This window comes from Pseudomonas sp. NPDC089428, from assembly GCF_044749325.1.
Lineage (GTDB): Bacteria > Pseudomonadota > Gammaproteobacteria > Pseudomonadales > Pseudomonadaceae > Aquipseudomonas.
Window position 1 is genome coordinate 1 of record NZ_JBIVHT010000015.1, and the last position, 24,701, is coordinate 24,701.

20 protein-coding genes are annotated in these 24,701 nt (G+C 62.4%); 8 read left to right on the top strand and 12 right to left on the bottom strand.

From position 1 onward, the window contains the following. Positions 1 to 122 precede the first annotated feature (122 nt). Complete coding sequence (gene recO, locus ACIPZ5_RS22265; protein ID WP_400810702.1) at positions 123 to 806, top strand: DNA repair protein RecO; 684 nt, start codon at positions 123 to 125, stop codon at positions 804 to 806. Between the two features lie 61 nt (positions 807 to 867). Next, a complete protein-coding gene (gene pdxJ / locus ACIPZ5_RS22270; protein WP_152954894.1) occupies positions 868 to 1,590 on the top strand; it encodes a pyridoxine 5'-phosphate synthase in 723 nt (240 codons plus the stop codon). Positions 1,591 to 1,718: 128 nt separating this feature from the next. Here pdxJ and ACIPZ5_RS22275 read toward each other — a convergent pair whose 3' ends face one another. Together ACIPZ5_RS22275 and ACIPZ5_RS22280 are read right to left on the bottom strand one after the other, a co-directional pair. Continuing rightward, positions 1,719 to 3,101 (bottom strand): heavy metal sensor histidine kinase, encoded by a 1,383-nt coding sequence (locus tag ACIPZ5_RS22275; protein ID WP_343598675.1) that lies wholly within the window; start codon positions 3,099 to 3,101, stop codon positions 1,719 to 1,721. Further along, positions 3,098 to 3,772 (bottom strand): heavy metal response regulator transcription factor, encoded by a 675-nt coding sequence (locus ACIPZ5_RS22280; RefSeq protein ID WP_343598674.1) that lies wholly within the window; start codon positions 3,770 to 3,772, stop codon positions 3,098 to 3,100. Before ACIPZ5_RS22280 ends, ACIPZ5_RS22275 begins: the two co-directional genes overlap by 4 nt. Positions 3,773 to 4,041: 269 nt before the next feature. Between ACIPZ5_RS22280 and ACIPZ5_RS22285 the strand changes: the two genes are divergently transcribed. Then, positions 4,042 to 4,245 (top strand): hypothetical protein, encoded by a 204-nt coding sequence (locus ACIPZ5_RS22285; protein ID WP_400810703.1) that lies wholly within the window; start codon positions 4,042 to 4,044, stop codon positions 4,243 to 4,245. A gap of 70 nt (positions 4,246 to 4,315) precedes the next feature. Here the strand turns inward: ACIPZ5_RS22285 and cmoB are convergent, their stop codons facing one another. The 3 genes from cmoB to ACIPZ5_RS22300 form a co-directional block, all read right to left on the bottom strand. Continuing rightward, positions 4,316 to 5,272, bottom strand: a complete 957-nt coding sequence (gene cmoB / locus ACIPZ5_RS22290) for a tRNA 5-methoxyuridine(34)/uridine 5-oxyacetic acid(34) synthase CmoB (protein WP_343598672.1) — start codon at positions 5,270 to 5,272, stop codon at positions 4,316 to 4,318. Continuing rightward, positions 5,269 to 6,012 carry a carboxy-S-adenosyl-L-methionine synthase CmoA gene (cmoA, locus tag ACIPZ5_RS22295; protein ID WP_343598671.1) on the bottom strand — a complete coding sequence of 248 codons (744 nt, stop codon included), beginning with the start codon at positions 6,010 to 6,012 and terminating at the stop codon, positions 5,269 to 5,271. The genes cmoB and cmoA overlap by 4 nt, the downstream gene beginning before the upstream one ends. An 89-nt stretch (positions 6,013 to 6,101) precedes the next feature. Further along, entirely contained in the window at positions 6,102 to 6,494 is a 393-nt protein-coding gene (locus ACIPZ5_RS22300) for a protease inhibitor I42 family protein (RefSeq protein ID WP_110636148.1), read from the bottom strand. A 208-nt stretch (positions 6,495 to 6,702) separates the two neighbouring features. On the opposite strand from ACIPZ5_RS22300, the gene ACIPZ5_RS22305 reads away from it, so the two are divergent. The 3 genes from ACIPZ5_RS22305 (at position 6,703) to ACIPZ5_RS22315 (ending at position 9,888) form a co-directional block, all read left to right on the top strand. Further along, a complete protein-coding gene (locus ACIPZ5_RS22305) occupies positions 6,703 to 7,875 on the top strand; it encodes an alpha-xenorhabdolysin family binary toxin subunit A (protein ID WP_400810706.1) in 1,173 nt (390 codons plus the stop codon). A gap of 1 nt (position 7,876) precedes the next feature. Further along, positions 7,877 to 8,869, top strand: coding sequence for an alpha-xenorhabdolysin family binary toxin subunit B (locus tag ACIPZ5_RS22310; protein ID WP_400810708.1), 993 nt, complete (start codon positions 7,877 to 7,879; stop codon positions 8,867 to 8,869). A 62-nt stretch (positions 8,870 to 8,931) separates the two neighbouring features. After that, on the top strand, positions 8,932 to 9,888 hold the full coding sequence (locus ACIPZ5_RS22315) for a hypothetical protein (protein WP_400810709.1): 957 nt from the start codon (positions 8,932 to 8,934) through the stop codon (positions 9,886 to 9,888). 35 nt (positions 9,889 to 9,923) lie between these two features. Here the strand turns inward: ACIPZ5_RS22315 and lon are convergent, their stop codons facing one another. The 4 genes from lon to ACIPZ5_RS22335 form a co-directional block, all read right to left on the bottom strand. After that, positions 9,924 to 12,347 (bottom strand): endopeptidase La, encoded by a 2,424-nt coding sequence (gene lon, locus ACIPZ5_RS22320; RefSeq protein ID WP_400810711.1) that lies wholly within the window; start codon positions 12,345 to 12,347, stop codon positions 9,924 to 9,926. A gap of 231 nt (positions 12,348 to 12,578) precedes the next feature. Continuing rightward, positions 12,579 to 14,990: a glucose/quinate/shikimate family membrane-bound PQQ-dependent dehydrogenase gene (locus ACIPZ5_RS22325; protein ID WP_400810713.1), complete on the bottom strand. Its 2,412-nt coding sequence runs from the start codon at positions 14,988 to 14,990 to the stop codon at positions 12,579 to 12,581. Between the two features lie 42 nt (positions 14,991 to 15,032). After that, positions 15,033 to 16,379 (bottom strand): carbohydrate porin, encoded by a 1,347-nt coding sequence (locus tag ACIPZ5_RS22330; RefSeq protein WP_400810715.1) that lies wholly within the window; start codon positions 16,377 to 16,379, stop codon positions 15,033 to 15,035. Between the two features lie 299 nt (positions 16,380 to 16,678). Continuing rightward, positions 16,679 to 18,724, bottom strand: a complete 2,046-nt coding sequence (locus tag ACIPZ5_RS22335) for a TonB-dependent receptor (RefSeq protein ID WP_343598664.1) — start codon at positions 18,722 to 18,724, stop codon at positions 16,679 to 16,681. A 165-nt stretch (positions 18,725 to 18,889) separates the two neighbouring features. Here ACIPZ5_RS22335 and ACIPZ5_RS22340 point away from each other — a divergent pair, with 165 nt between their 5' ends. Together ACIPZ5_RS22340 and ACIPZ5_RS22345 are read left to right on the top strand one after the other, a co-directional pair. Next, a complete protein-coding gene (locus tag ACIPZ5_RS22340; protein WP_023378991.1) occupies positions 18,890 to 19,111 on the top strand; it encodes a VF530 family DNA-binding protein in 222 nt (73 codons plus the stop codon). A gap of 1 nt (position 19,112) precedes the next feature. Then, positions 19,113 to 19,748 carry a Pr6Pr family membrane protein gene (locus ACIPZ5_RS22345; RefSeq protein ID WP_343598663.1) on the top strand — a complete coding sequence of 212 codons (636 nt, stop codon included), beginning with the start codon at positions 19,113 to 19,115 and terminating at the stop codon, positions 19,746 to 19,748. Positions 19,749 to 19,810: 62 nt separating this feature from the next. Here the strand turns inward: ACIPZ5_RS22345 and ACIPZ5_RS22350 are convergent, their stop codons facing one another. The 3 genes from ACIPZ5_RS22350 to ACIPZ5_RS22360 all read right to left on the bottom strand — a co-directional run bounded on the left by ACIPZ5_RS22350 (position 19,811) and on the right by ACIPZ5_RS22360 (position 24,331). After that, positions 19,811 to 20,569: a siderophore-interacting protein gene (locus ACIPZ5_RS22350; protein ID WP_261941344.1), complete on the bottom strand. Its 759-nt coding sequence runs from the start codon at positions 20,567 to 20,569 to the stop codon at positions 19,811 to 19,813. Then, positions 20,562 to 21,107 carry a PadR family transcriptional regulator gene (locus ACIPZ5_RS22355; RefSeq protein WP_261941343.1) on the bottom strand — a complete coding sequence of 182 codons (546 nt, stop codon included), beginning with the start codon at positions 21,105 to 21,107 and terminating at the stop codon, positions 20,562 to 20,564. The genes ACIPZ5_RS22350 and ACIPZ5_RS22355 overlap by 8 nt, the downstream gene beginning before the upstream one ends. Before the next feature lie 86 nt (positions 21,108 to 21,193). After that, complete coding sequence (locus ACIPZ5_RS22360; RefSeq protein WP_400810718.1) at positions 21,194 to 24,331, bottom strand: transglycosylase domain-containing protein; 3,138 nt, start codon at positions 24,329 to 24,331, stop codon at positions 21,194 to 21,196. Between the last annotated feature and the right edge of the window lie 370 nt (positions 24,332 to 24,701).

Sequence of the window (24,701 nt, forward strand, 5' to 3'; positions counted from 1 at the left end):
CCCCCCCCCCCCCCCCCCCCCCCCCCCCCCCCCCCCCCCCCCCCCCCCCCCCCCCCCCCCCCCCCCCCCCCCCCCCCCCCCCCCCCGCTCCCACAGTTACATCTGACCTTCAGAGATAGCGCATGGACCAACCCACCCCGCAGCCGGCCTACGTCCTGCACAGCCGCGCCTACAAGGAAACCAGTGCATTGGTTGACTTGTTCACGCCCCAGGGCCGCCTGCGCGCGGTGCTGCGCCGTGCGCGGGGTAAGGGCGGCAGCCTGGTGCGGCCGTTCGTACCGCTGGAAGTGGAACTGTTCGGCAAAGGGGAGCTGAAGAACGTCAGGCGCCTGGACACCGTTGGTATTGCCGCGTGGCTGCATGGCGACGCGCTGTTCAGCGGCCTCTACCTCAACGAACTGCTGATGCGCCTGCTGCCCGCCGAGGCGCCGCAACCAGAGCTGTTCGAGCATTACGCCCTGACCCTGCAGGCATTGGCCGAGGGAAGGCCACTGGAGCCACTGCTGCGTTCGTTCGAGTGGCGGCTGCTGGAAGACCTGGGCTACACCTTTTCGCTGAGCCACGATATCAACGACGACCAGGTCGAAGGCGACGGCCTGTACCGCTTACGGGTCGATGCCGGCCTCGAGCGCGTGCACCTGGCCCAGCCTGGCCTGTTCAAGGGCACCGAACTGCTGGCTCTGGCCCAGGCCGACTGGAACGCACCGGGTGCATTGCTGGCGGCCAAGCGCCTCATGCGCCAGGCACTGGCGGTGCACCTGGGGCCAAAGCCGCTGGTCAGCCGGGAACTGTTTCGCAAGCGCTGAGCACGTCGTATGCTGTGTGGCTCAAACTTCAGGAGAGCCTTTCGTGACTCACAGCAACCGCATGCTTCTCGGCGTCAACATCGACCACGTGGCGACCCTGCGCCAGGCCCGCGGCACCCGTTACCCGGACCCGGTCAAGGCTGCGCTGGATGCCGAGGAAGCGGGCGCCGATGGCATCACCGTGCACCTGCGTGAAGACCGCCGGCACATCCAGGAGCGCGACGTGGTGCTGCTCAAGGACGTGCTGCAGACGCGCATGAACTTCGAAATGGGCGTCACTGAAGAGATGATGGCCTTTGCCGAGAAAATCCGCCCGGCGCATATCTGCCTGGTTCCCGAAACCCGCCAGGAGCTGACCACCGAGGGGGGCCTGGACGTGGCCGGCCAGGAGGCGCGGATCAAGGCCGCAGTCGAGCGCCTTTCGCGTACGGGGGCCGAAGTATCGCTGTTCATCGATGCCGACGAGCGGCAGATCGAGGCTTCGCGCCGAGTGGGTGCGCCGGCCATCGAGCTGCACACCGGGCGCTATGCCGATGCCGAAACACCGACCGAAGTGGCCGAGGAGCTGCAGCGCATTGTCGATGGCGTAGCGTTTGGCGTAGGCCAGGGCCTGATCGTCAATGCCGGCCATGGCCTGCATTACCACAACGTCGAGGCGGTGGCGGCGATCAAGGGGATCAATGAGCTGAACATCGGCCATGCGCTGGTGGCGCATGCCTTGTTCGTTGGCTTCAAGGCTGCCGTGGCCGAGATGAAGGCGCTGATCGTCGCGGCTTCGCGCTGATTCATCAGTCGCCTGCACTGGCCCATTCGCGGGCAAGCCCGCTCCCACAGGGACAGCACTGATCCAAGGTACTGTGCAGCACCTGTGGGAGCGGGCTTGCCCGCGAAGAGGCTGGTGCAGGCAGTGCTTTACTCTGCCTGGAACACCAGTGTGAAGCGAGTCGGGCCTGATGGGCTGCTGCTCACCTCGACCCGTCCACCATGCAACTGCATGATCGACTTCACGATCGCCAACCCCAGGCCGGTGCCGCCCTCCAGCCGCGATCGCCCCGACCCCACGCGGTAGAACCGCTCGAACAACTGCGGCCAATGTGCTTCGGCAATCCCCGGCCCCTGATTCTCCACCCACATCAGCACTTCACTGCCTTGGCGCTCGATGCCCAGCTTGACTAGCTGCCCGTCTGGGCCATGCCGTATGGCATTGCTCAACAGGTTCGACAGCGCTCGCTGGAACATCAAGCGGTCCGCCAGTGCAGTCCCCCAGCCCTGCAGACGCAGCTCGATGTCCTTGAGCTCGGCACTGAAGGCAAACAGCTCGCTGACCTGCGCCGCTTCATCCGCCAATGCCAGCGGCTTGAGCGCCACCTGCGCCTGTGGCTGGCTGACTTGGGCGAGGAACAGCATGTCGTTGATGATGCGGTTGAGCCGGGTCAGCTCTTCGATGCTGTCTTCCAGCACTTCCCGGTAGTGCTCGCCATCACGCTCGCGGGCCAGGGTGACCTGGGCCTTGCCCATCAGGTTGCTCAGCGGGGTACGCAGTTCGTGGGCCAGGTCGTCGGAGAACTGCGACAGCTGGCTTACACCCTGGTCCAGGCGGTCGAGCATCACGTTGATACTGCGTGCCAGCTCCGCCAGTTCCAGGGGCAGCCCGCTCACGGGCAGGCGGTGTTGCAGGTCCTGGGCAGAGACTTGCCCGGCGATGCGGCGGAAGTGGCGCAGAGGCTTCAGGCCTCGTTGCACGAGCCACCAGGCGCCGGCGCCTATCAGCAGCAACAGCAGTGGCAGGGCCAGCAGGGTCGAATGCAGATAGGCCTGAAGCAGGGCATGGTCGTCGGCGCGGTTGAGCGACATCATCACCCGCACCGGGGTGTCGTCGCGAAGGCGCATCTGCCGGGTGACAGTGAGAATCTGGTTGCCGCTGCTGTCACGCCATTCGTGATAATTCAGGCGTGAATCGGTATGCAATTCGCCAACACGGGACTCAAGTGCCGGGCCGAGGCTGAGCAGGTGCGGGTGGCGGCCCTCAAGGGCAAGTACGCTGAGGCTGAGGTTGTCGTGGCCCATCACCAGGTCAAGCAACGGATGGGCGCGGTTGCCGAGGTCTTCGCTGCGCAGATCGACCCGCAGGTTGTGCTCCACCTGCAACATCTTGCGCGCCAGGTCCTTGCGGGCGCGGCTGTCCAGTTCGTGGTCGAGGGCGAACACGGCCAGGCAGGCGAGTAGCAACACCAGGGCGGCACCCATCAGTGTCACACTCAGGCCCAGGCGCAGCGACAGGCTCGCGTGCGTCACACGCGGGCCTCAAGGACGTAGCCGACGCCGCGCAAGGTATGGATCAGCTTGTCGTCGAACGGGTCGTCGATCTTTGCTCGCAGGCGGCGTATCGACACCTCGACCACATTGGTGTCGCAGTCGAAGTTCATGTCCCACACCAGTGAGATGATCTGCGTGCGCGACAGCACCTCGCCGCTCTGGCGCATCAGCAGGTGCAGCAGGGCAAACTCCTTGGCCGTCAGGTCGATGCGCTTGCCGGCGCGGTAGGCGCGGTGGCGGCCGGGGTCCAGCTCCAGGTCGGCAACGCGCAGGGTGCTCGGTTGCAATTGCTGGTCGTTACGGCGCAGCAGGCTGCGAATGCGGGCCAGCAACTCGGGGAATTCGAACGGTTTGAGCAGGTAGTCGTCAGCGCCCAGGTCCAGGCCTTTGACCCGGTCTGACAGGCGACCATGGGCTGTCAGCATCATGATCCGCGTGGCCGATTCGGCGCGCAGGCGCTGCAGCACAGTCCAGCCGTCCAGTTCGGGCAGGTTGACGTCGAGAATGATCAGGTCATAGGGCTGCTGGCGCGCCAGGTGCAGGCCGTCAATGCCGGTGTGGGCGCAATCGACCACGTAGCCGTTTTCGCGCAGGCCTTGCTGCAGGTAGTCGGCGGTACGCTGTTCGTCCTCGATGATCAGTAGGCGCATGGATGGGCTCGGTGTGCTGGAAAAGGCGGGATTTTCAAGCCTGTAGGGGCTTCAGGGTCAAGCCGCAGGATGTTACGGCATGCGAACGGCCCTTCGGCGCAGATAACGGATTTGTAATGCTGGTGTCATCTGGCTGCCTGTTCCGGCGCTATCGCCGGAGCAGGCCATGTGAAGCCACATTGCAAGACTGTAATGCTCGCCTCACCTTGGCGTTAGCTGCCCCTGGGTACGCTTGCCCTGTCTGATCGGTTATCAACGAGGCAAGCACGATGAACCTGACCAAATACCTGCTGCTGGCGACCCTCGCCCTGGGCAGCGCCAGTGTCTACGCCGAAGGTGGCGCAGAACGTTCAAAGCAGTTCTGGCAAGCGTTTCGCCAGGATCAGGAGCGCCTGCACGGCGACAAGCAACAGGCCATCGTCGAGCGCGAGCGCAAGGCGCAGGAGAAGGCCCGCGAGGTGGCCAAGGACTGAGGCAACAGCAGCTGTGCCAGCACTGCTCCCTGGCGCAGGTGTGATTCAGGCGTCCCCATGGACGCCTTTTTTATTTGCGCGCCAGTAGGGTGGCACGGCGCGGAGCGGGCAGGCCTTCAATGGTCTTGCTGTGGTCGTTCGGGTCGAGGAAATCGCCCAGCGACTGGTAGCGCATCCATTCGGTGCTGCGCTGTTCCTCGACGCTGGTGACGCTCACGTCGACGCAGCGAACGTCAGTGAAGCCGGCGCGGCGCAACCAGCGCTCCAGGGCCGGTACCGACGGCAGGTACCAGACGTTGCGCATCTGTGCGTAACGGTCTTCGGGCACCAGTACCTGGTTTTCGTCGCCCTCGATCACCAGGGTTTCCAGCACCAGCTCGCCGCCTTTGACCAGGCAGTCCTTGAGCGCCAGCAGGTGCTCGATGGGCGAGCGGCGGTGGTAGAACACACCCATGGAGAAAACGGTGTCGAAGCCTTCGAGGTTGGCCGGCAGCTCTTCCAGGGCGAACGGCAGGTGCCAGGCGGGCAGTTCTGGCAGGTACCGTTGCACGGCCTGGAACTGGCAGAAGAACAGCCAGTTGGGGTCTACGCCGATAACCATGTCGGCGCCGGCGCCGAGCATGCGCCACTGGTAGTAGCCATTGCCGCAGCCGACATCGAGCACGCGCTTGCCCTTGAGGTCCAGGTGCGGGCCAACCCGCGACCATTTCCAGTCCGAGCGCCATTCGGTGTCGACATGCACGCCAAACAGGTCGAAGGGCCCCTTGCGCCAGGGCGACAGGCCCATCAGCGCCTGGCGCATCTGCGCGCGGGTGGCGTCGTCGCACTCGCAATCCAGGCGCAGGCCGTCGACCAGGTCTATTTCGCTGGGTTGCAGGGCTGGCAACGCGTCTAGCGCGCCGCGCCAGCGGTCGAGGTCGCCGTGGCCTTTTTCCAGCTTGGCTTGCAGTTGTGCTTGCAGGCCCTGGGACCAGGAAGCCAGGGGCGTGCCCGCCAAGCGGCGGACGAGTGGGGACAGATCGATCATGGCAGGGCTATCAGCGAGGCAAAATTGAGGCATTGGAACCACGGCACCACCTTGGTGAAGCCGGCCGCGTGCAGGCGCTCCCTATGGGCTTCCAGGGTGTCGGGCTTCATCACGTTTTCGATGGCGCTGCGCTTCTGGGCAATTTCCAGTTCGCTGTAGCCATTGGCCCGCTTGAAGTCCAAATGCAGTTCGTTAAGCAGTGTCTGCTCCTCGTCATCGGCGAAGCGCAGTTTCTCCGAGAGGATCAGCGCGCCGCCGGGCAGCAGTGCCTGGCGGATCTGGCCGAGCAGCGCCAGGCGTTGTTCAGGGGCGATGAACTGCAGGGTGAAGTTCATTGCCACCACCGAGGCCGGCTCGAAGGGCAGAGTGAGGATGTCGGCTTCCAGCACTTCGACGGGCAGCAGCTCCTGGAACATTGAATCCTGGGCGGTGAGGTACTGGCGGCAACGTTCGACCATGGCGGCCGAATTGTCCACCGCGATCACCCGGCAGCCGTCGCTGCGCACATGGCGGCGCAGCGACTGGGTGACGGCACCCAGGGAAGCGCCCAGGTCATACAGCGCGCTGTGCGGTTGGGCGAAGCGCGCGGCCAGCACGCCGAGGTTTTCGACGATGGTCGGGTAACCAGGCACCGAGCGCTTGATCATGTCCGGGAACACGCGCACCACGTCTTCGTTGAACACGAAGTCGGGGACTTGCTCCAGAGGTTGGGCGAAAAGGCGGTCGGGTTGTTTGCTCACGGTGAATCCAGGCGGCTGGCGATATGCAGGGCCGGCATTCTAGCCAAACCGCAGCCAGGATGCATGGTTGGCTGACCAGCGCTGACTGTTCAGTTGACCCGGATGGCGCAATCGAAGGTCTGTACCGGGCGCACTTCCGGGGCCCAGGGCTGCTGGTAGACCAGCACCAGGTGGCCTTCACCGGCGGTACGGGCCTGGTAGCGCCAGGTCGAGATCCCCGAGCTGCCGACGATACCGGCGTCTTCGGGAGCGCTGTAGACCTCGGGGCCCAGGCTTTGCAGCACGTTGGATGCAGGGTTCTGTACCAGCCAGCGGTAGCCGGTGGTGGGGTTGCTGGGCAGAGTCAGGGTAAGGCTCTGGCCGACCTGCAGGCGCTTGGGGCACTCGCTTTCGGCGTCCAGTTCGACGGTTTGCTTTGGCTGCTGGGCGCAGGCGGCGAGCAGGGCGAGGCTCAGGGGAACGAGCAGACGAGGGGCGGTCATGTTGGCTCCGGAGGCTGGCGATGGCCGGAGGATAACCTAACCAGGCAGGTTTTTGTGCTGCCTGGAGCGCTTCACTTCATGTCGAAACCGCTGATGGAGGAAGCCATTATCGAGTGCCGCGCGGGAAAGAGTGCCTGCTGCTGTGCCAGACGGGTAAAGCCTAGATTCGCGTTGTAGAACTGACCCACACAAAATGAGACGCGAGTTTATGAATGAAGCAATTGACTATGAAAAACTCCAGGCTGAAGCATCAACTTTACCAGTAGCCCTTGTCGAGGCCATGGCAACGCATGAGGGGCCGCAAGCCGGTGGGCTGACCCTTACCCGTGAGCATATAATTACCATCAATGAATATGTGAACTATGTTCTCAGTCTTCCTCAAACACGTGACAATCTCGAGCGCTGGCTGGGCTACACGCAGATCAATGAGCCCGAGTTGACACCGGAAAGCTGGGATAAGTTGTTCGCACGTTTGCGTAAGCATGCGCGCGACTGGGTTCCACTGTCGGACGGCAGCAAGAAACTTTCCAGTGAATTGGCCAGCACTGCAAATTCAATCAATGCCAGCGGAAAATTCATTATTGACGAGTGCAGACGTGTCCGGGCACTGGGTAATAATGTGCAGAACTGGCAGCAAGTTGCACTGTCCACCCCGATACCGTTGGCGCGTGAGGACCGGGAAGTCGTCACGCAGATTACGGAATATATCAATGTCCTTAGGGACTGCGTGAAAAGTTATGCTGCGCGTGTCGAGCAGGTGAAAGTTGAGACGACGGCCTGGCGGGATGTGATAAAACTCGAACTGATTCCAGCGGTGGCGGGCAAGGGACAAGCGATAGACAGAAAAAAACAGGACGGCGAACTCGAACGGCTGCGAGCGGAATTGGGTTATCTGGACGAGGAAATTGCTGGGCTCAAAAAGGAATATGATCAGTACATCAAAGGTGTGATGGGAAGTGCGGCAGCAGGCCCTTTGGGGCTTCTTATCGGTGGCTCTATTTATGGTGCCAAAGCAGAGAAAGCGCGCAAGCGGCGTAAGGAAGCCGAGGGCAAGCGTCGGGAAATTGCCCGCCAATTGCAGGCCAGGGAAAACCTTGAAGGGTTGCTCGCAACGCTTGAGCAGTTTGTGGACGATCTGGATTTCAGACTGGCCAGTGTATTGACAGCTGCTGCTCATTTGCAGACCGCCTGGGATACCGTGGACACTTATGTCGGTGCTTCCATGAAAAAGCTGGACGATGCATACGATAGTAAAAAATTGGCAATATTCATAATCCAATTTGCTCAATTCCTGTCGCAGTGGTCCAAGATTGAAGGCATTGCGTTAGAGCTGACTGTTGTTTTTGATGAGGCGTTTGCCGCCAAGGGAAAGGTTAACTGACATGAATAGTAACGTATCCTATATCACTGAAATACCGGTCGTGGATCTGGACGCCACGGTCTTGGGGGCGAATGCGTTTCTTGAAGTCTGGCAGAAAAGAAAGCTGGCATTCCAAACGTTGCTCCACGATCTTGTAAAGCGTCATGTGGACGCACTGGCTCTTTATCAGAAGGCACTCATGGCGAACGCTCGGCGTTCTGTTGCCAATCTTGAGCAGTCTCCATTCGAGTTGATGATCGAAGCGCTGGCTGAGGGTGCCGACCCAGAGATAATCGAACTCGCCAGGAGCCAGGCTGATGACTTCAAACGTGAGCTGAGCAATCTGATTGCTGAACTGGACAAGAGCAGCAAGGCCTTTGCATCTCTTCCTGAACTTGATGAACGCAATGAAAAGACGCGCTTGACCGGGGAACGCAAAAGCCTCGAAGACCAATGCGCCCGTCACAAAGCGCAGAGCGAGGCCGACAGGGAAAAGCTGGATAAGATCAAGGCAGCCGTGGCGGCGCTGGAAAGCAAAGAGTTGCAGCTCGACCTCAGCAACTTGCTGCCGTCAGCAGAACAGCTAAGTCAGCTAGCCGCCCCGGGAGGTCAGGCCAAGCTTGCTCTTGATACGGCTACGCAAGCCATGAAAGACCTGGAAAAGGTGGCCGGCCTGATTCAAGAAGGCATGCGCTATGCAGAACTGAAGGAGCAGCAACGCAAACTGGCTGATGCGCTGTTAGCGCAGGAGCAAGCCTTCATGTCAATGCAGCGAAAGATAGCTGAAATTGATAATAACCTGGAGGCGTTGGCCGATGTGCCTGTACTGATGCAGCATCGCAGCGCTGTGTTGTCAGATGCGCAAAAACTGCTGCTGGTGCTGAATGGGATTTCAACGCGCTTGCAGTACATGCCTATTCAGAGTGCGCCTGACATCGCGGACGTTGCCCAAGTATTCAACCAGTTACTGTTCGTCCAGCAGCGGATGCTGGAGCAAGTCAACCGGATAGTCTGAAACCTCCACTCGGCCGCCCTGGCTCGCCAGGGTGGCCGGGCACTTCAAGTGAGTAGGAATTTATGAATGCACCGCCGTTGCCAATGGGCGAGCCGATAGAACTTAGAGGCACTGAACCCTACGGGCTGCTGGTCAAGTGCCTGGATTACATGGATGCTTCAGCGCTGCCGTTTGCTCACGAGACGGTGGTACAACTGGACCGTTACATGGCGGCCGCTTTACAACTGCCAACAACGCTAGAACAAACCTGTAAATACCTGGACTATAGATACACGTCTGAGCCTGAGTTGTCCCCGTCACAGATGCTTGAGTTATTCAACATGCTCAGGCAGCACTCGGCAGGCTGGCTGAGCTTGCGAACTCAATGCAGCGCCCTTGCCAGCGCTCTGGTGAACCATGCTGAGACTATTCAAGCCCTGGGCATTGAAGTTGAAAGACTGGCTAGGACAATGCGTGCGATCGGAGATGCTTCACTGACATGGGAAACATTGAGTCAATTGCCACCGGTTGGCTTGAGTAATGAGGACAAGGTCATTTTGACCTCGATGGCGTCGCTGCTGGCGGAATGCCGCCTCAAGATAAGCAGTTTCGATAAGGCAACCAAGGCTGTTTGTACAGGCTTTGAACTGTTTCGTGATGAAGTCAGACTGAAACTCATTCCCACCGTGCAGGAAAAGGCCCGAGCGTTGCGGCGTCAACCGGGAATCAACCCGGGGAACTCTTTTTTTTTAGAGTTCATCACAAATGTGCTCGACTTCGCCAGTAATGACGATGTCAAGCAATTGCTGTCGCTGGTCGAGCGGTTGGACCAGACCCTTTCCACCGCTGTGGTGTCATCGGGGAAGATACTTTCAGTCTGGCAAGCGATCGATACTTATCTGGAGAGTTCGGCTAACCGCCTGAATGCTATCGATACTCAGCAGAGGCTGGCAATGTTCATGTTGTACTTCAAGTTGTTTTCGTCGCAATGGGAGGGTATCCAGCGGCATGCAAACGCTACATTGACTGCATTTCGCTGACGATGGGTGGCGGGCCTCCCGGCCCGCCAGCCTATTCAGGTGAACAGCACTTTCGCCACGTCGGCGAAGCGCTTGGCGAAATGCACGGTGAGGCCATCGCGCAGATAGTCCGGCAGCTCTTCGTAGTCCCCACGGTTAGGCTCCGGCAAGATCAGTTCGAAGATCCTCTGCCGTCGCGCCGCAATCACCTTCTCGCGCACACCGCCGATTGGCAGCACTTGCCCGGTCAGAGTCAGCTCGCCGGTCATGGCCACGCCTTTTTTCGGCGCCTGATCACGGGCCAGCGACAGCAGGGCACAAGCCATGGTGATGCCGGCACTCGGGCCATCCTTTGGCGTGGCGCCTTCAGGTACGTGCAGGTGAATGAACGCTTCGTTGAAGAAGCCCGGGTCACCACCAAACTGCTTTAGGTTGGAACTGACGTAGCTGTAGGCGATTTCAGCGGACTCCTTCATCACATCACCCAGCTTGCCAGTTAGCTTGAAGCCGCGGTTGAGCGTGTGGATGCGGGTGGCCTCGATCGGCAGGGTCGCGCCGCCCATGCTGGTCCAGGCAAGGCCGGTTATCACGCCTTTGCCAGCCAGTACCTGCTCGCTGCGGAACACCGGTATGCCCAAGGCGGCCTCCAGGTCCTTGTTGCCGATCTTGAGCTTGGCATCCGGGTTCTCCAGCAGCTTGACCACGGCTTTGCGCACCAGCTTACCCAGCTGTTTCTCCAGCTGGCGCACGCCGGCTTCTCGCGCATAGCCCTCGATCACCGTGCGCAGGGCGCTGTCGCTGATGCTCAGGCTGGTCTTGGCCACGCCGGCCTTTTCCAGCTGCTTGGGCCACAGGTGGCGCTTGGCGATGGCCAGCTTCTCTTCGGTGATGTAGCCGGACAGGCGGATCACCTCCATGCGGTCGAGTAGCGGGCCAGGGATCGAGTCGAGGGTGTTGGCAGTGCACACGAACAACACCTTGGACAGGTCCAGACGCAGGTCCAGGTAGTGGTCGAGGAAATCGACGTTCTGCTCCGGGTCGAGGGTTTCCAGCAGCGCCGAGGCCGGGTCGCCCTGGTAGCTCTGGCCCATCTTGTCGATCTCGTCGAGCATGATCACCGGGTTCATCACTTCGACTTCTTTGAGTGCCTGCACCAGCTTGCCCGGCTGGGCGCCGATGTAGGTGCGGCGATGGCCCTTGATCTCGGCCTCGTCGCGCATGCCGCCGACGCTAAAGCGGTAGAACGGCCGGCCCAGGGATTCGGCGATGGACTTGCCGATGCTGGTCTTGCCCACCCCCGGCGGGCCCACCAGCAGCACGATCGAGCCGCTGATCTCACCTTTCCAGGCACCGACGGCGAGGAACTCGAGGATACGTTCCTTGATGTCGTCCAGGCCCGCGTGGTGCTGGTCGAGCACCTTGCGTGCATGTTTCAGGTCAAGCTTGTCCTTGCCGTACAGGCCCCAGGGCAGGGCGGTGGCCCATTCCAGGTAATTGCGGGTTACGGCGTATTCGGGCGAGCCGGTCTCGAGGATGGCCAGCTTGCCCATTTCTTCGTCGATGCGCTTTTTCGCCTGTTCGGGCAGGGTCTTGCCGGTAAGGCGTTGCTCGAACTGTTCGAGGTCGGCACTGCGGTCATCCTTGGTCAGGCCCAGCTCCTGCTGGATGACCTTGAGCTGCTCCTTGAGGAAGAACTCGCGCTGGTGCTCGCCGATCTGCCGGTTGACCTCGGCGGAAATCTCGTTCTGCAGGCGCGCAACCTCGACCTCCTTGCGCAGCATCGGCAGGACCTTCTCCATGCGCTTGAGCATCGGCACGCAGTCGAGCACTTCCTGCAGCTCGTTGCCGGTGGCGGAGGTCAACGCGGCGGCAAAGTCGGTGAGCGGTGACGGGTCGTTGGGGCTGAAGCGGTTGAGGTAGTTCTTCAGTTCTTCGCTGTACAGCGGGTTGAGCGGCAGCAGTTCCTTGATCGCGTTGATCAGCGCCATGCCGTAGGCCTTGACCTCGTCGGTTGGCTCGGCCGGCTGGCGCGGGTATTCGACCTCGACCAGATACGGCGGGCGATGGTGCTTGAGCCAGGTGCGGATGCGTACCCGGGTCAGGCCCTGGGCGACGAACTGCAACTTGCCGTTTTCGCGGCTGGCGTGGTGCACCTTGACCAGGGTGCCGTACTCCGGCAGGGCCGAGGTGTCGAAATGGCGGTGGTCTTCCGCCGGGGTGTCCATGAAGAACAGTGCCAGCGAGTGGTGCTCGGTCTTGGCGACCAGGTCAAGGGTTTCGGCCCAGGGCTCTTCGTTGACGATTACCGGCAGTACTTGCGCGGGGAAGAACGGGCGGTTGTGGATCGGGATCACATAGACCTTGTCCGGCAGCTGTTGGCTGGGCAGGGCGAGGGCATGGCCGGTATCGGCCTGGGTGTCGGGTTGTTCGACTGCGCTGTGTTCGTCGGGTTGTTCCGGGAAATCCTGCTGGTCGCTCATGGGGCACCTGCGTAAATGACTATGGTGCTTAGATGGGGCGGTGGGGGATGGGTTTCAATGGTAGACGAAGGGGGCAGGTGCAGGGTTTCATCATTGCACGGCTTGCGCCGGCCTCTTCGCGGGACAAGCCCGCTCCCACAGGTATGGCGAAGTCCTTGAGAACGGCGCGATACCTGTGGGAGCGGGCTTGCTGCGCGAATGCGGCGGTGAGGCCACCGCCGCAACAGAGCCTTACTCGGCCAATTTGTAAGCGATGATGTAATCGCCCATCCTGGTGCCCAGCGAGCCATGGCCGCCAGCGACGATCAGCACATACTGCTTGCCGTCCTTGCCGGTATAGGTCATCGGCGTGGCTTGGCCACCCGCAGGCAGGCGGGCCTTCCACAGTTCCTTGCCGTTGTTCACGTCATAGGCGCGCAGGTATTGGTCGAGGGTGCCGCTGAGGAAGCCAACACCACCTGCTGTGACGATCGAACCGCCCATGCTCGGGACACCCACCGGCATGCCGATCGGCACCGGGGTGCTGTCACGGGTCGTGCCGTTCTTGCGTTTCCAGACCACCTTGTTGGTGAACAGGTCAATGGCTGCCACATAACCCCAGGCCGGAGCCTGGCACGGGATGCCGATCGGCGACATGAACGGGTGCATGGTCACTGCGTAAGGCGCGCCGGTGTTCGGCTGCACACCGCTGGTCTCGCTTTCGCGCTTGCTGCCGGCGGCCACCTGCTCGCGCGGCACCATCTTCGACACGAAGGCCATGTAGTTGGGCGATGTGAACAGCAGCTGACGCACCGGGTCGACCGACACGCCGCCCCAGTTGAACACGCCGACGTTGCCTGGGTAGATCAGGCTGCCCTGTTCGGACGGCGGGGTGTACTGGCCTTCATAGCGCAGCTCGCGGAACTGGATGCGGCACAGCATCTGGTCGAACGGCGTGGCGCCCCACATGGCCTGTTCGGTCAGCTCTGGGCCGAGCAGGTTGAGGTCGGAGCGGGCCTGGGTCGGTGCGGTATGGTCACCCTTGACCGCGCCCTGTGGGACCGGGATTTCGCGGATCGGCACGATTGGCGTGCCGTCGCGGCGGTCGAGCACGTACAGGCTGCCCTGCTTGGTCGGCACGATGATCGCCGGCTTGATCTCGTCCTTGGTCTTCAGATGCACCAGGGTCGGCTGGCTGCCGACGTCCATGTCCCACAGGTCGTGGTGGGTGAACTGGTAGTTCCAGCGGGCCTTGCCGGTGGCAAGGTCCAGGGCGACAACACCGGCGCTGTACTTCTCGGCGCCCGGGGTGCGGTCAGCGCCCCACTGGTCAGGGGTCTGGTTGCCGAGCGGCAGGTAGACCATGCCCAGGTCTTCGTCGACGCTGGCCAGCGACCACATGTTGGCCGAGTTGCGGCTGTACATCTTGCCCGGGGCCAGCGGCTTGGTGTCGTCCGGGTTGTTGCTGTCCCAGTTCCACACCAGGCGGCCGTCGTGCACGTCGTAGGCGCGGATCACGCCGGACGGTTCGTTGGTCGACTCGTTGTCGGTGACATGGCCGCCGATGATCACCAGGCTGCGGGTGATCGCCACTGGCGAGGTGGAGTAGTAGCCGCCAGCGGTGAACGGGCCGATGCCCGTGGTCAGGTCGATTGCGCCCTGGTTGGCGAAGCCTTCGCAGACCTTGCCGTTGTCAGCGTTGATGGCGATCAGGCGGGCGTCGGCAGTCGGCAGGTAGAGGCGGCGTGGGCAGGCCTGGGCCACGGCCTGGCCGGCATCGGACACCTTCGGTGCCGGGCTGCCGTCACGGCTGACGTAGCTGTTCTCGTCGTAGTACGAGACGCCGCGGCAGGTCATGTGGGCGAAGCCCTTGAAGGTGCCGACCGGGGTCTTGATCTGCGGGTCGTAGCGCCAGATCTCGGCGCCGGTGTCCGGGTCCAGGGCCAGCACCTTGCTGTGGGCGGTGCAGGCATAGAGCATGCCGTTGGCCTTCAGCGGGGTGTTTTCGTTGGTCAGCTCGACCGGGTCGTTGTCGGTCGGCAGGTCGCCGGTGCGGATGCGCCAGGCTTCTTCCAGTCGGTAAGCGTTCTGCGGGGTGATCTGGCGCAGCGGCGAGTAGCGGTCGCCGTGCTCGGTGCGGCCATACGCCTGCCAGTCACCATCGGGCATGGCCGGTGCGGCGCTGCCCATTTCGCTGTTGTCGCGGCCGAGTTCGCCGAACACTTCGCCAGGGTGGGTGAACTGGCTGCCCAGGGCACAGGCACCCGATGCCAGCACGGCGATGCTCAGCAGCGCGGTATTGGCCTTGGCTGCAGGGCCGGTCAGCGGGCGACGGGCCCACGGCAACAGCAGCACCACACCGATGGCGAACCAGATGGCCAGGCGTGGTACCAGCTGCCACCAGTCCAGGCCCACTTCGAGCATGGCCCACACGGTGCTGCCCAGCAGCACCAGGCCATACAGGCCCAGAGCGAGGCGGCGCTTGGCCAGCAGCAGGGCGCCCGAGAGGGCAAAGCCGATACCGGCAATCAGGTAGTACAGCGATCCGCCCAGCTGGCTCAGCTTGATGCCGCCGGCCAGCAGGGCCAGGCCCATCAGCAACAGCAGCACGCCCATCAGGCGCGGTAGCCAGCGGGTTCCTTGGTTGGCACCGTCAGTGCTCATCGTAGGTTCTCCGTTATGTGAAGGTGGTCAGGGTGAAGGTGGTCAGAATGTGCTTTGAATCTTCAGGCCGCCGATCAGCGCGCTGTCGACCTGCGACACCCCGCCCGGGTGGCGTATGTACTGCAGGTTCGGGCGCACCGTGAGCCAGTCGGCCAGGTGAATGCCGTAATAGAGCTCGGCGCTGTACTCGGTGTCTTGCACCGGCAGGTAGCCTGGGTTGTCGTAGTCGTCGAGGCCGGCCACCTGATTGGCCAGGCGGGCGTTCTTGCGGTAGGCCGGGTTGGCGTGCACGCGGGCGACGGCGAAGCCGATGTCGTCCTTGGCGCGGGCGTCGAAGGGGCCTTTGTAAACCAGCCCAGCTTGAACATAGTTGTCGATGACATTGGTCTTCTTGTCGTGCACCGTGGCGTTGGCGAACAGGCTCAGGCCGCGCGACTGGTCGGATGCCAGCGAGGTGACCTGCTGCTGGGCCCCGAGCCACAAGCCGTGCTTGCTCGAACTGCTGCGGTAGGCGGCGCCACTGAGGGCGGCCGGCTGGCCGTTGCTGTCCTTGAGAACATCCTGTGCCTTGGCATTACTGTAGTAGTAGCCGGCGCGATATTCCCCTTTCAGGCCTTGGAAACGTGGGCTCCATACCAGTTCAATCGGCATCACCGCGCCCTGGGTGCCACTGCCGCTGAGCTTGAAGCCGTTGCCCGATTCGAGGTTGGAGGGGTTCTGCTCATAGATGCCCACCTGGGCGTACAGCTCCGGGTTGAGGTTGTAGCGCACGCGCATGGCCCATTGGCTGACCGGCCAGTTGTACCAGATGCCGCCGACCCAGTTGCCCACCTGCGAGCCGCAGAAGGCCAGGTTCTGGAAGTCGCAGGGGAAGCTGTTGAAGTCCTCGCCTTCGCCGAAGCGGCCGACCTTCACGTCCAGGGCGCCGTCGAAGTATTTCTGCTTGATCCACATTTGCGTCAGCCGCCAGGTTTCGCCTCTGCCCCAGACTTCCTGGGCCGAAGTGAAGCCGCCGACTCGTGGGTCGTTGATGCGGTCGTTGCTGATGTTGTCGCCGTGGCGTTCGGTGATGGTCAGCTGGAACTCGGTGTCGTTCCAGCCGAGGATCTTCTCCAGATCCAGGTGGCTGCCGAAGGTGAACTGGTCGCTGTAGCGCGCGGTGTGGTCGTGGTCGTAGCCGCCGTGCAGGTTGCTGCCCATCTCGCCGGTGTAGCCGAGGGTGAAGTCGTAGCCCTTTTGCAGCAGCTCGGTGCGGGTGCCGCCCCAGTCACCGAACATCCACGGGGAGTCCTTGGCAAACGCTTCGCTAGCGTTGGCCGTAACGGGTAAGCCTGCGGCAATGGCAGCGAAGGCCAAGCCGGTGTAGCGGGTTTTGGGCAGTTGAAGCATGAGATAGCGCTATCTTTTGATTATTGAGAAAAACGGCAGGTGCACCGAGGAGCGGGCTCTTCGATGGGAGTGGCAATTGGGAATGCTGGGTGAAGCGATTCAGCTTGCGGCGGGGAGGATATAGGGGAAGTTGTAAGAAAAAAAGACAAATTGTCGCAGTTGATTGTTGCTGATCTGGCAACAAACCACGTTGCCAAGGCGTAAGGCACACCCTGTGGGAGCGGGTTCTCCCGCGAATGCGGCATTCGCTCTGGCATCGCATTCGCGGGTAAACCCGCTCCCACAAGGACCGCGTCAGGTCAGAAGGTGGTACGCACCCCGACTTCCACGCTACGCCCCGGTGCCGGCGCGATATCGCGCAGTATCGAACTGGCATAGCGCACGGTCTGGTCGGTCAGGTTCTCGCCGCGCACGAAGGCCAGCCACTGGCTCTGGCCGATGTCGAAGCGGTAACCGACGCTGGCCCCGAGCGTGGTGTAGCCATCGGTGCTGGTCTCGTTCTCAGGCTTGCGATGCTGCGACGCGGCGTGTTGCACATCGACCCGCGCCTGCCAACGGTCCAGTTCCCAGACCAGGCCACTGTTCAGGCGCAGAGGGGCAATGCGCGGCAACGGCTCGCCGCTGTCGAGGTTCTTTGCCCGGGTGTAGTCGCCGGACAGCTCCAGCGCAAAGCTGCCATAGCGGTTCTCGGCCAGTTGCCAGCGGTCCTGCGCCTCGATGCCGTAGAAGCGGGCCCGCACGCCCTGGTACTGGTATTCGGGGAAGCCGCCATCGTCATGATCGTGGTCGTGATCATCCTCGTCATGGTCATGGTCATGGCCTTCGCGCAGGTTGCCCGTGCCGATCAGGCCGATGTAGTTGCGAAAGTGGCTGTAGAACACCCCGACGCTGCCTTTGTGGGTGCCATTGTCGAAGCGCAGGGCCAGGTCGGCGGAAATGGCCTTTTCCTTGTTCAGGCTGGCATCACCCACTTCGAATGCGCCGGTTGCGACGTGGGCGCCGTTGGCGTAGAGCTCGTAGAAAGTCGGTGCGCGCTCGGTGTAGCCGAGGTTGGCCGCCAGCGACCAGATCGGGTCGAGCTGGTACACCGCGCCCGAGGACAGGCTGAAGGCGTTGAAGCTGCTGGCGCTGTCGGCGTCGACGAAGTTTTCGTTGCCCTTGGCATCGGGGTCGACACGGGTGTGTTCCAGGCGTGCACCGAGGCTCAGGTTCAGGCGTTCGGTGGCTTGCCACTGCTCAAGCATGAACAGCGCCAGGCTGTCGGTGTCGGTGTGCGGGACGAAGGCTTCCTCGCCCAGTGCCGAGAACTCGTTGCGGCTGACCTGCGCGCCAATCACGCCTTCGAGCGGACCGAGCGGTTGATGACGGGCTTCGATGCGTGCTTCGTAGCCCTTGTTCTTGAAGGTGGTGTGAACCTCGCCTTGTTCGATCTCGCTATGCTCGTAGTCGGTGTAGCCGGCATCGACCTTGACTGAGCTGAACGGGCCGTCCAGGTCGCGCAGTTCCGAGGCAAAGGCGTAATGGTCCTGCTTCATGTCCAGGCGCACACCAGACTCGGCCACCGAGCCGTAGTTGCTGTCATAGCGGCTGTAGGACAGACCGGCATAGCCATGCTCCCAGTTGTAGGAACCACCGATTGCGCCACCGTCCTGGCGACCGTCGCTGTTTTCCAGGCGGTGGCGGCTGCCTGGGTTGTCGGCGTCACGCACCTTGGCGCTCTGCGCGTAGCCGGGAATGCGCAGGTCGTTGAACTGGCGGCTGTTGGCGTCCAGGTGGAGGGCGAAGGTGCCGTCACCGGCCTCCAGCTTGCCGGCACTGCTGCGGGTGGTGTCGGCGCCGCCGTAGCGCAATTCGCCGGCACCGTGGATGCCATCGATCGGCGAATCGGGGATGCGGTTGTCGAAGGTGTTGATCACGCCGCCGATGGCATTGCCGCCGTAGAGCAGGGCGGCCGGGCCGCGGACGATTTCCACGCGCTCGACCGTGACTGGGTCCAGCGGTACCGCGTGGTCATAGGACAGCGACGAGGCATCCAGGGCCCCCACGCCATTGCGCAGGATGCGGATACGGTCGCCATCCAGGCCGCGAATCACCGGGCGACTGGCACCTGGGCCGAACCAGGTGGAGGCCACGCCGGGTTGTTTGTTCAGGGTTTCACCGAGGCTGCCGTGTTGCTGTTGCAGCAGGTCGTCACCTTCGAGCACGGTGCTGGGTGCGGCCAGTTGCCGGTTGCCGAGCGGGTTGGCGGTGATGACCTGGGGTTCCAGTTCCACGGCTTGGCTGGGTGAAGAAGCGAGCCACAGGGCAACAGCGAGGGGGGAGAGGCGGAGCGGGATGTGCAGCATGGGGATGAGGCGTTCCTTGGCAGATGCTTTTTTGTCGTTACAATATAACATCACTATTTCAACACAGCGGATTTACCCTTGGCCAGCGCTTATTCATCAGGCAATACGGATCCCCCCCGCCACTACACTCGTGTAAGGTGCGCATCTTTCCCATGGAGCACTGGCATGAGCACGGCCCAACACAACGCGCTGCACGGCAAGACCCTCGAACAGATCCTCACCGAACTGGTGGCTCACTACCAATGGCAGGGCCTGGCCGAACGCGTTGATGTGCGCTGCTTCAAGAGCAATCCGAGTATCAAGTCGAGCCTGACCTTCCTGCGCAAGACGCCCTGGGCGCGGGAGAAGGTCGAGCAGTTGTACGTGAAACTGCAGCGCCAGGCCTGACATGCCACGGCGCCCCTGGCTGACGTCGATGGCGTTGCTTGGCTGGTTCGGCCTGGCGGTGCAGGTCTACCTGGTGCTGCTGGCGCGCTGGCAGGAGCAGGCCAGCCTGATTGGCGGGCTGATCAATGTGTTCGGTTACTTCACGGTTCTGACCAATACCTTGGTGGCGACGGTACTCAGTTACGCGGCCTTTGGCCGGGCGTCAGCAGCCAGGCGCTTCTTTCTGTCGCCCTCGGTGAGCTCTGCAGTGGCGGCCAGCATCGTGCTGGTGGCGCTGGCCTACAGTGTGCTGCTGCGCCACCTGTGGCAGCCCGAAGGCTGGCAGTGGCTGGCGGATGAGCTGCTGCACGATGTGATGCCGCTGCTGTTTACCTTGTACTGGTGGTTCGAGGTGCCCAAGGGCAGCCTGCGCCTTTGGCACCTGGCGATTTGGGCGCTATACCCGGTGGTGTATTTCGCCTATGCGTTGTGGCGGGGGAGCGAGATCGGGGCGTATGCCTACCCGTTCATCGATGTGGCGAGTCTGGGGTATGGGCAGGTGATGCTCAATGCCCTTGGCGTCTTGGCGGGGTTCTGGGGAATTGGGCTGGTGTTGCTGGGGCTGGATCGGTGGCGTCGGTTGCACGGAAAGGGTTGACCTGTACCGGCCTCTTCGCAGGTAAATCGGGCGCCGAAGAGGCCAGTACAGGGCAGAACGGATCACTCGTCGTCCGCGGTCCCGTCGGCACGCCAGTAAGCGGCGGCCTTGAGGGCATCTTCGGCCACGCCTTTCTCCAGCAACAATGCCTTGGCCTGCCGGGTCAGCGACTTCTCCAGCGCCACCCAGCTGTACAGTTTGCCTTCGGGCAGATTCAGCCCCTTCAGCAGTGCCATCAGATCCTCGTTCCGCTTGACCCAGATGACTTCCACCTGCGCCGCACTCGGCAGCGGTTGGCGCTCCTGGTCATCTTCGATCTGGATCACCGCCAGCACGCGACGCCCGGCTGGCAGCTCTTCCAGGCGCCGGCCAATCGCCGGGATCGCCGTCTCGTCACCCACCAGCAAATAGCTGTCAAAAATATCCGGTACCACCATCGATGCCCGTGGCCCGGCAATGTTCAGGGTCTGCCCTGGCGCTGCCTGGGCCGCCCAGGTCGAAGCAGGGCCGTCGCCGTGCAGCACGAAGTCGATGTCCAGTTCATTGGCCACCAGGTCGATACGCCGCGGTGTGTACTCGCGCATGGTCGGCCGGGTACCACCGTCACGGCCCAGGTTGCGCGCGTCGATGGCCTGCTGCTGCTCGGCGGTTTCAGCGAACAGCAACTTGATGTGGTCGTCACTGCCCAGGCTGGTGAAACCTTGCAACTCGTCGCCACCGAGGGTGATGCGGCGCATGCGCGGGGTGAGGTCGTTCACCCGCAGCACCTGCAGGCGACGTTGGCGGATCTCGTGGTTGACGCGGTGAATGGTGTCACTCATGGGGATTCTCCCTGACTGGATCGGCAGGCCCGGAGGCGATGGCTTTGGCAGTGTCGTTGAGCAGGTTGCGCACCCGTTCGATTTCTTCCGGGGTCCAGCGGCCACTGTGCATGTGCAGGGCATGGCGCAGGTTGCCGACTGCTTCGTGGATTTCCGGCGGACGATCGTGGCCACGCAGGGCGCGCTTGCTGACGTCGATGCGCATGCGCACGCCGTCAAGGGCGACGGCCTGATCGGCCAGCGCGTTCCGGCCGGCAGCGGTGATGGCGTACAGGCGTTTGCTGCCCTGCACCTGGCCGCTGATCAACTCGGCTTCTTCGAGGAAATTGAGGGTGGGGTAGATCACACCGGGGCTCGGTGTGTAGCTGCCATCGAACAGGTTCTCGATCTGGCGGATCAAGTCGTAGCCGTGGCCGGGTTGTTCGGCCAGCATCGACAGCATCAGCAGCTTCAAGTCGCCCGGGGCAAACACCCGCGGGCCACGCTCGCCACGGGCGGGGCGGCGGTCAAAAGGGTCATGTGCGGAGTGGTCACGCATTTAGCGGCTCCCTCTGTTTCGATATATCGCAAGATATTACTCAAGATATATCTAAACACAAGCCTCTAAATGCCGATGATTATCATCTACGTTTTAGATGAGTCGTTGCCATGCATGGCCACCTGTGGTGGCTTGCACTCGTTCGGGTTGCCTGGTTGCAAGTACGGCATGAGGATCGGTGCCATGCCCTTGAGCACCTGCACCGGCAGCGCCGAGGTGAACTTGAAGGCTTCCGCCGAGCGCCCAGGGACAAAGGCCGTCAGGGTGCCGAAGTGGTTTTCACCCAGGAAGAACACGAACGTGGCGGTACGGTTGAGCGAGCGCGAGCCGATCAGCCGGCCGCCTGCGCCGAAACTTTCGATACGGTTGTCGCCGGTACCGGTCTTGCCGCCCATCACCAGCGGCGTGCCGTCGTTGAGCTTGAAGCTGCCGGAGATGCGCCGTGCGGTACCGGCATCGACCACCTGCGACATGGCGCCTTTCAGCGCCCGTGCCACTTCTACCGGCAGAATCCGCACGCCACGGTCCGGGTCGCTGACCAGCTTGGTCTCGTAGGGGGTATTGGCGGCGAAGTGCAGGGTGTCGATACGCAGCGTCGGCAGGCGCACGCCGTCGTTCTGGATGATGCCGACCAGTTCCGACAGCGCGGCCGGGCGGTCGCCGGAGCTGCCGATGGCGGTGGCCAGCGAGGGCACCAGATGGTCGAACGGGTAGCCCACGCGTTTCCAGCGTTGATGGATATCGAGAAACGCCTCGATCTCGACCATGGTGCGGATGCGGCTGTCACGTGCGCCCTGGTGCCGGCTCTTGAACAGCCAGCTGTAGACTTCCTGGCGCTCGAAGTGGCTGGCATTGACCATTTCGGTAAGCGTGGAGCTCGGGTTCTTCAACAGGTAGCCCAACAGCCATAGGTCCAACGGGTGAACCTTGGCGATGTAGCCCTGGTCGGGCAGGTCGTACTTGCCGGGGCCATAGGCTTCGTACATCTCCGCCAGCTTGCCGTCGGTGAGTTTGCCAAGGGCGATCTTGTCGTCCTTGCTGTGGGCGCGGACAAAGGCGTTGAAGGTTTCCTGGCCAGCTTCCGGGAACAGGTAGCGGTGCACTGCAGCCAGGCGCTGCGGGGTGGCGCGCATGCTGTCGAGGAAGGTGTCCAGGCGCTGCTGGGAGGTCTTGCGCTGGTACTTCTTCCAGAAGCGCATCAGGTAGCTGGTGCCTTCCTTGTCGGCGAAGCGCGCCAGGTATTCCTGGCGGCGCGGGTCGGAGTCGTCCTTGAGCAGGGGCACGCGGTTGAACGGCTGCTGGTAGGTGACGTAGCGCACCAGGTCGCGCATCAGGCGAATGAACGGCAGGTTGATCGACTCGCGCAGGGCATCCTTGAGGGTCGGGTTGCGGTTGTTGTCTTCCTTGCGGAAGTTGTTGAACACGTGCATGCCGCCGCCGGTGAAGAAGGCCTCGCCGGTGTTGGCCGAGTACTTGCGCTCCAGCGCCGCATCGAGCATGGCGTCCAGGCTCTGGTTCTTGCTGTTCTGCGCCAGCCACTCCAGCGACCACTGAGTGATGCGGTCGAGTTCGGCGACTTCGACTTTCTTCAACTCGGCGGCAGGCTTGCCGGCGTACTTGTCGTGCAGTTCGGCGATGATTTCCAGATAGGTCGTGAGCACCCGCAGCTTGGCGGTCGAGCCCAGCTCCAGCTTGCTGCCCTCGTTGATGTCGAAGGGCTGGTTGGTACTGTCGGTCTGTACCCGTACCCGCGAGCCATCGGCGGTGCGCTCGAACAAGGTGAAGCTGTAGCTCACCTGGTCGGTGGTCTTGGCGGTGAGCAGGCGCTCGCCGATCAGGCCGATCTGCGCCGCGAATTCGGGGTCTGCAAGGTTTTTCAGGTACTGGCTGACCTGCAGCTGCAGGTCGGCTTGCAGGGTGCTGGTGGCCGACACATCGAGGCGGTCGAGGTCGTACAGCGGGCGGTTGAGCATGGCCGCCAGGCGGTTGCGGGCCAGGCTGATGCCTTTGTTGGTGATGATCGGCACGATGGTCGGCTGGGCGACCCAGTCGCGGTAGATCGCCTTGCTTGCCAGCGCCGCATCGGCCAGCGGTTGCTCGATGATCTTGTTGGCCGCCAGCACGCGGATGTGCGAGTCGGTGAGCTCGGCCAGTTCGACGCGGCCTTTGGCCAGGTAATGCGAAGGGCGGCGCTGGGCGATCATCAGCGACAGCACCTGGCGCAGGGCCAGGCCGCGCGCAGCCATGCTTTGCGGGTCTGTGGCGGTGGAAACCAGCGCCTGGTTGACCTGGTCGAAATCGGCGCCGTACCACACCCGCAGGCCCTCGGCCATGCCATGCACCTCGCCATGCCCGGGCACTGCCGACAGCGGCACACTGTTGAGGTAGTCGCGCACGATCCGGTGCCGCGCTTCACTGGTGTCGGGGCCGCCCTGGTAGGCGCGCACGCTGGCCGAAATCATCTGGCGGATCTTCTCTGCACCATTGACGGTCAAGCCATCCGGCGAATGGCGGTACTTCTCCAGCTGGGTGGCGAGGGTACTGCCACCCGCCGACTGGCCGGGCAGGGCAAGGTACTTGGCCACCTGGCTGTAGGCGGCCTTGGCAAAGCGCGGCCAGTCGACGGCCGGGTTGTTCTTCACGTCCTTGGTATCGAGCAAGTCGCGGTTTTCGATGAACAGCAGGCTGTTGACCATCACCGGTGGGATGGAATCGAAGTCGGGATACAGGTGCTGCGGGTAGTTGTACTGGTACAGCGTTTCACCGCGGCAGTCGGTGATCGACAGGCCGGCCTGGATCTTCTCGATATAGGGGGCGAACAGGCCGTGATCGACATAGCGCATCAGGGCCGGGGAGAACTGCACTTGTTCGCTGATCAGGTAATCGCGTTTCAGCAGACGCGGCAGGAACTCACCCAGCCCGCTGTAACCCAGGCGTTTGTCGAACGGCCCTTCGCCCGGGTAGATGATCGCATCGCTCGGCCCTGCCTTCAGCGAATAGGTGAGGGTGGTGGCCAGCTTGCTGAATTCGCGCGACTGCAGGTTGGAGGTGCGGAACTCGTCGTATGCGGCGAAACCGAGAGCAATCAGTGCCACCAGCAGGATCAGGAAAATCAGCCGCCACCAGAGCTTGCGCTGACGTGGGGACTGCGGTTGTGGCGTCTTGGCCGGAGGTGCTTCAGCTGCTTCCGTTCTGGTTGGTTCCGATTGCCACAGTGCGCCCATAGTCTTCTATCCGGCCAGGTATTTTCGTCTTGCTTGTCTGAAGCTTAGACGGTGACTGGAACAGGTGAAAAATTTGTAGGAGGCCGAGAAAAGTGGGGTAGGGCTATGCGGCTTTGGTGTGGGTTTTTTCCTGTAACGATGTTGTTAGGGTAGCAATGGCGTCGGGGTTGGTACTGCACTCCCCGGAAAATCTCGCTGATTTTCCCTGTTTATACAGCGAAAACTCCTGTAACGGACTTCCTATACTGCTCGGCCCTTCGCCCTGCCGGCCGCTCTAGCCCGGCATACGGGCCGGCCCACGAGGCCAGCCCGGCAAGCCAACGCCACGCCTATCGGTATGGCCGGTGCTGCACGAAGGTCAAATCCAATA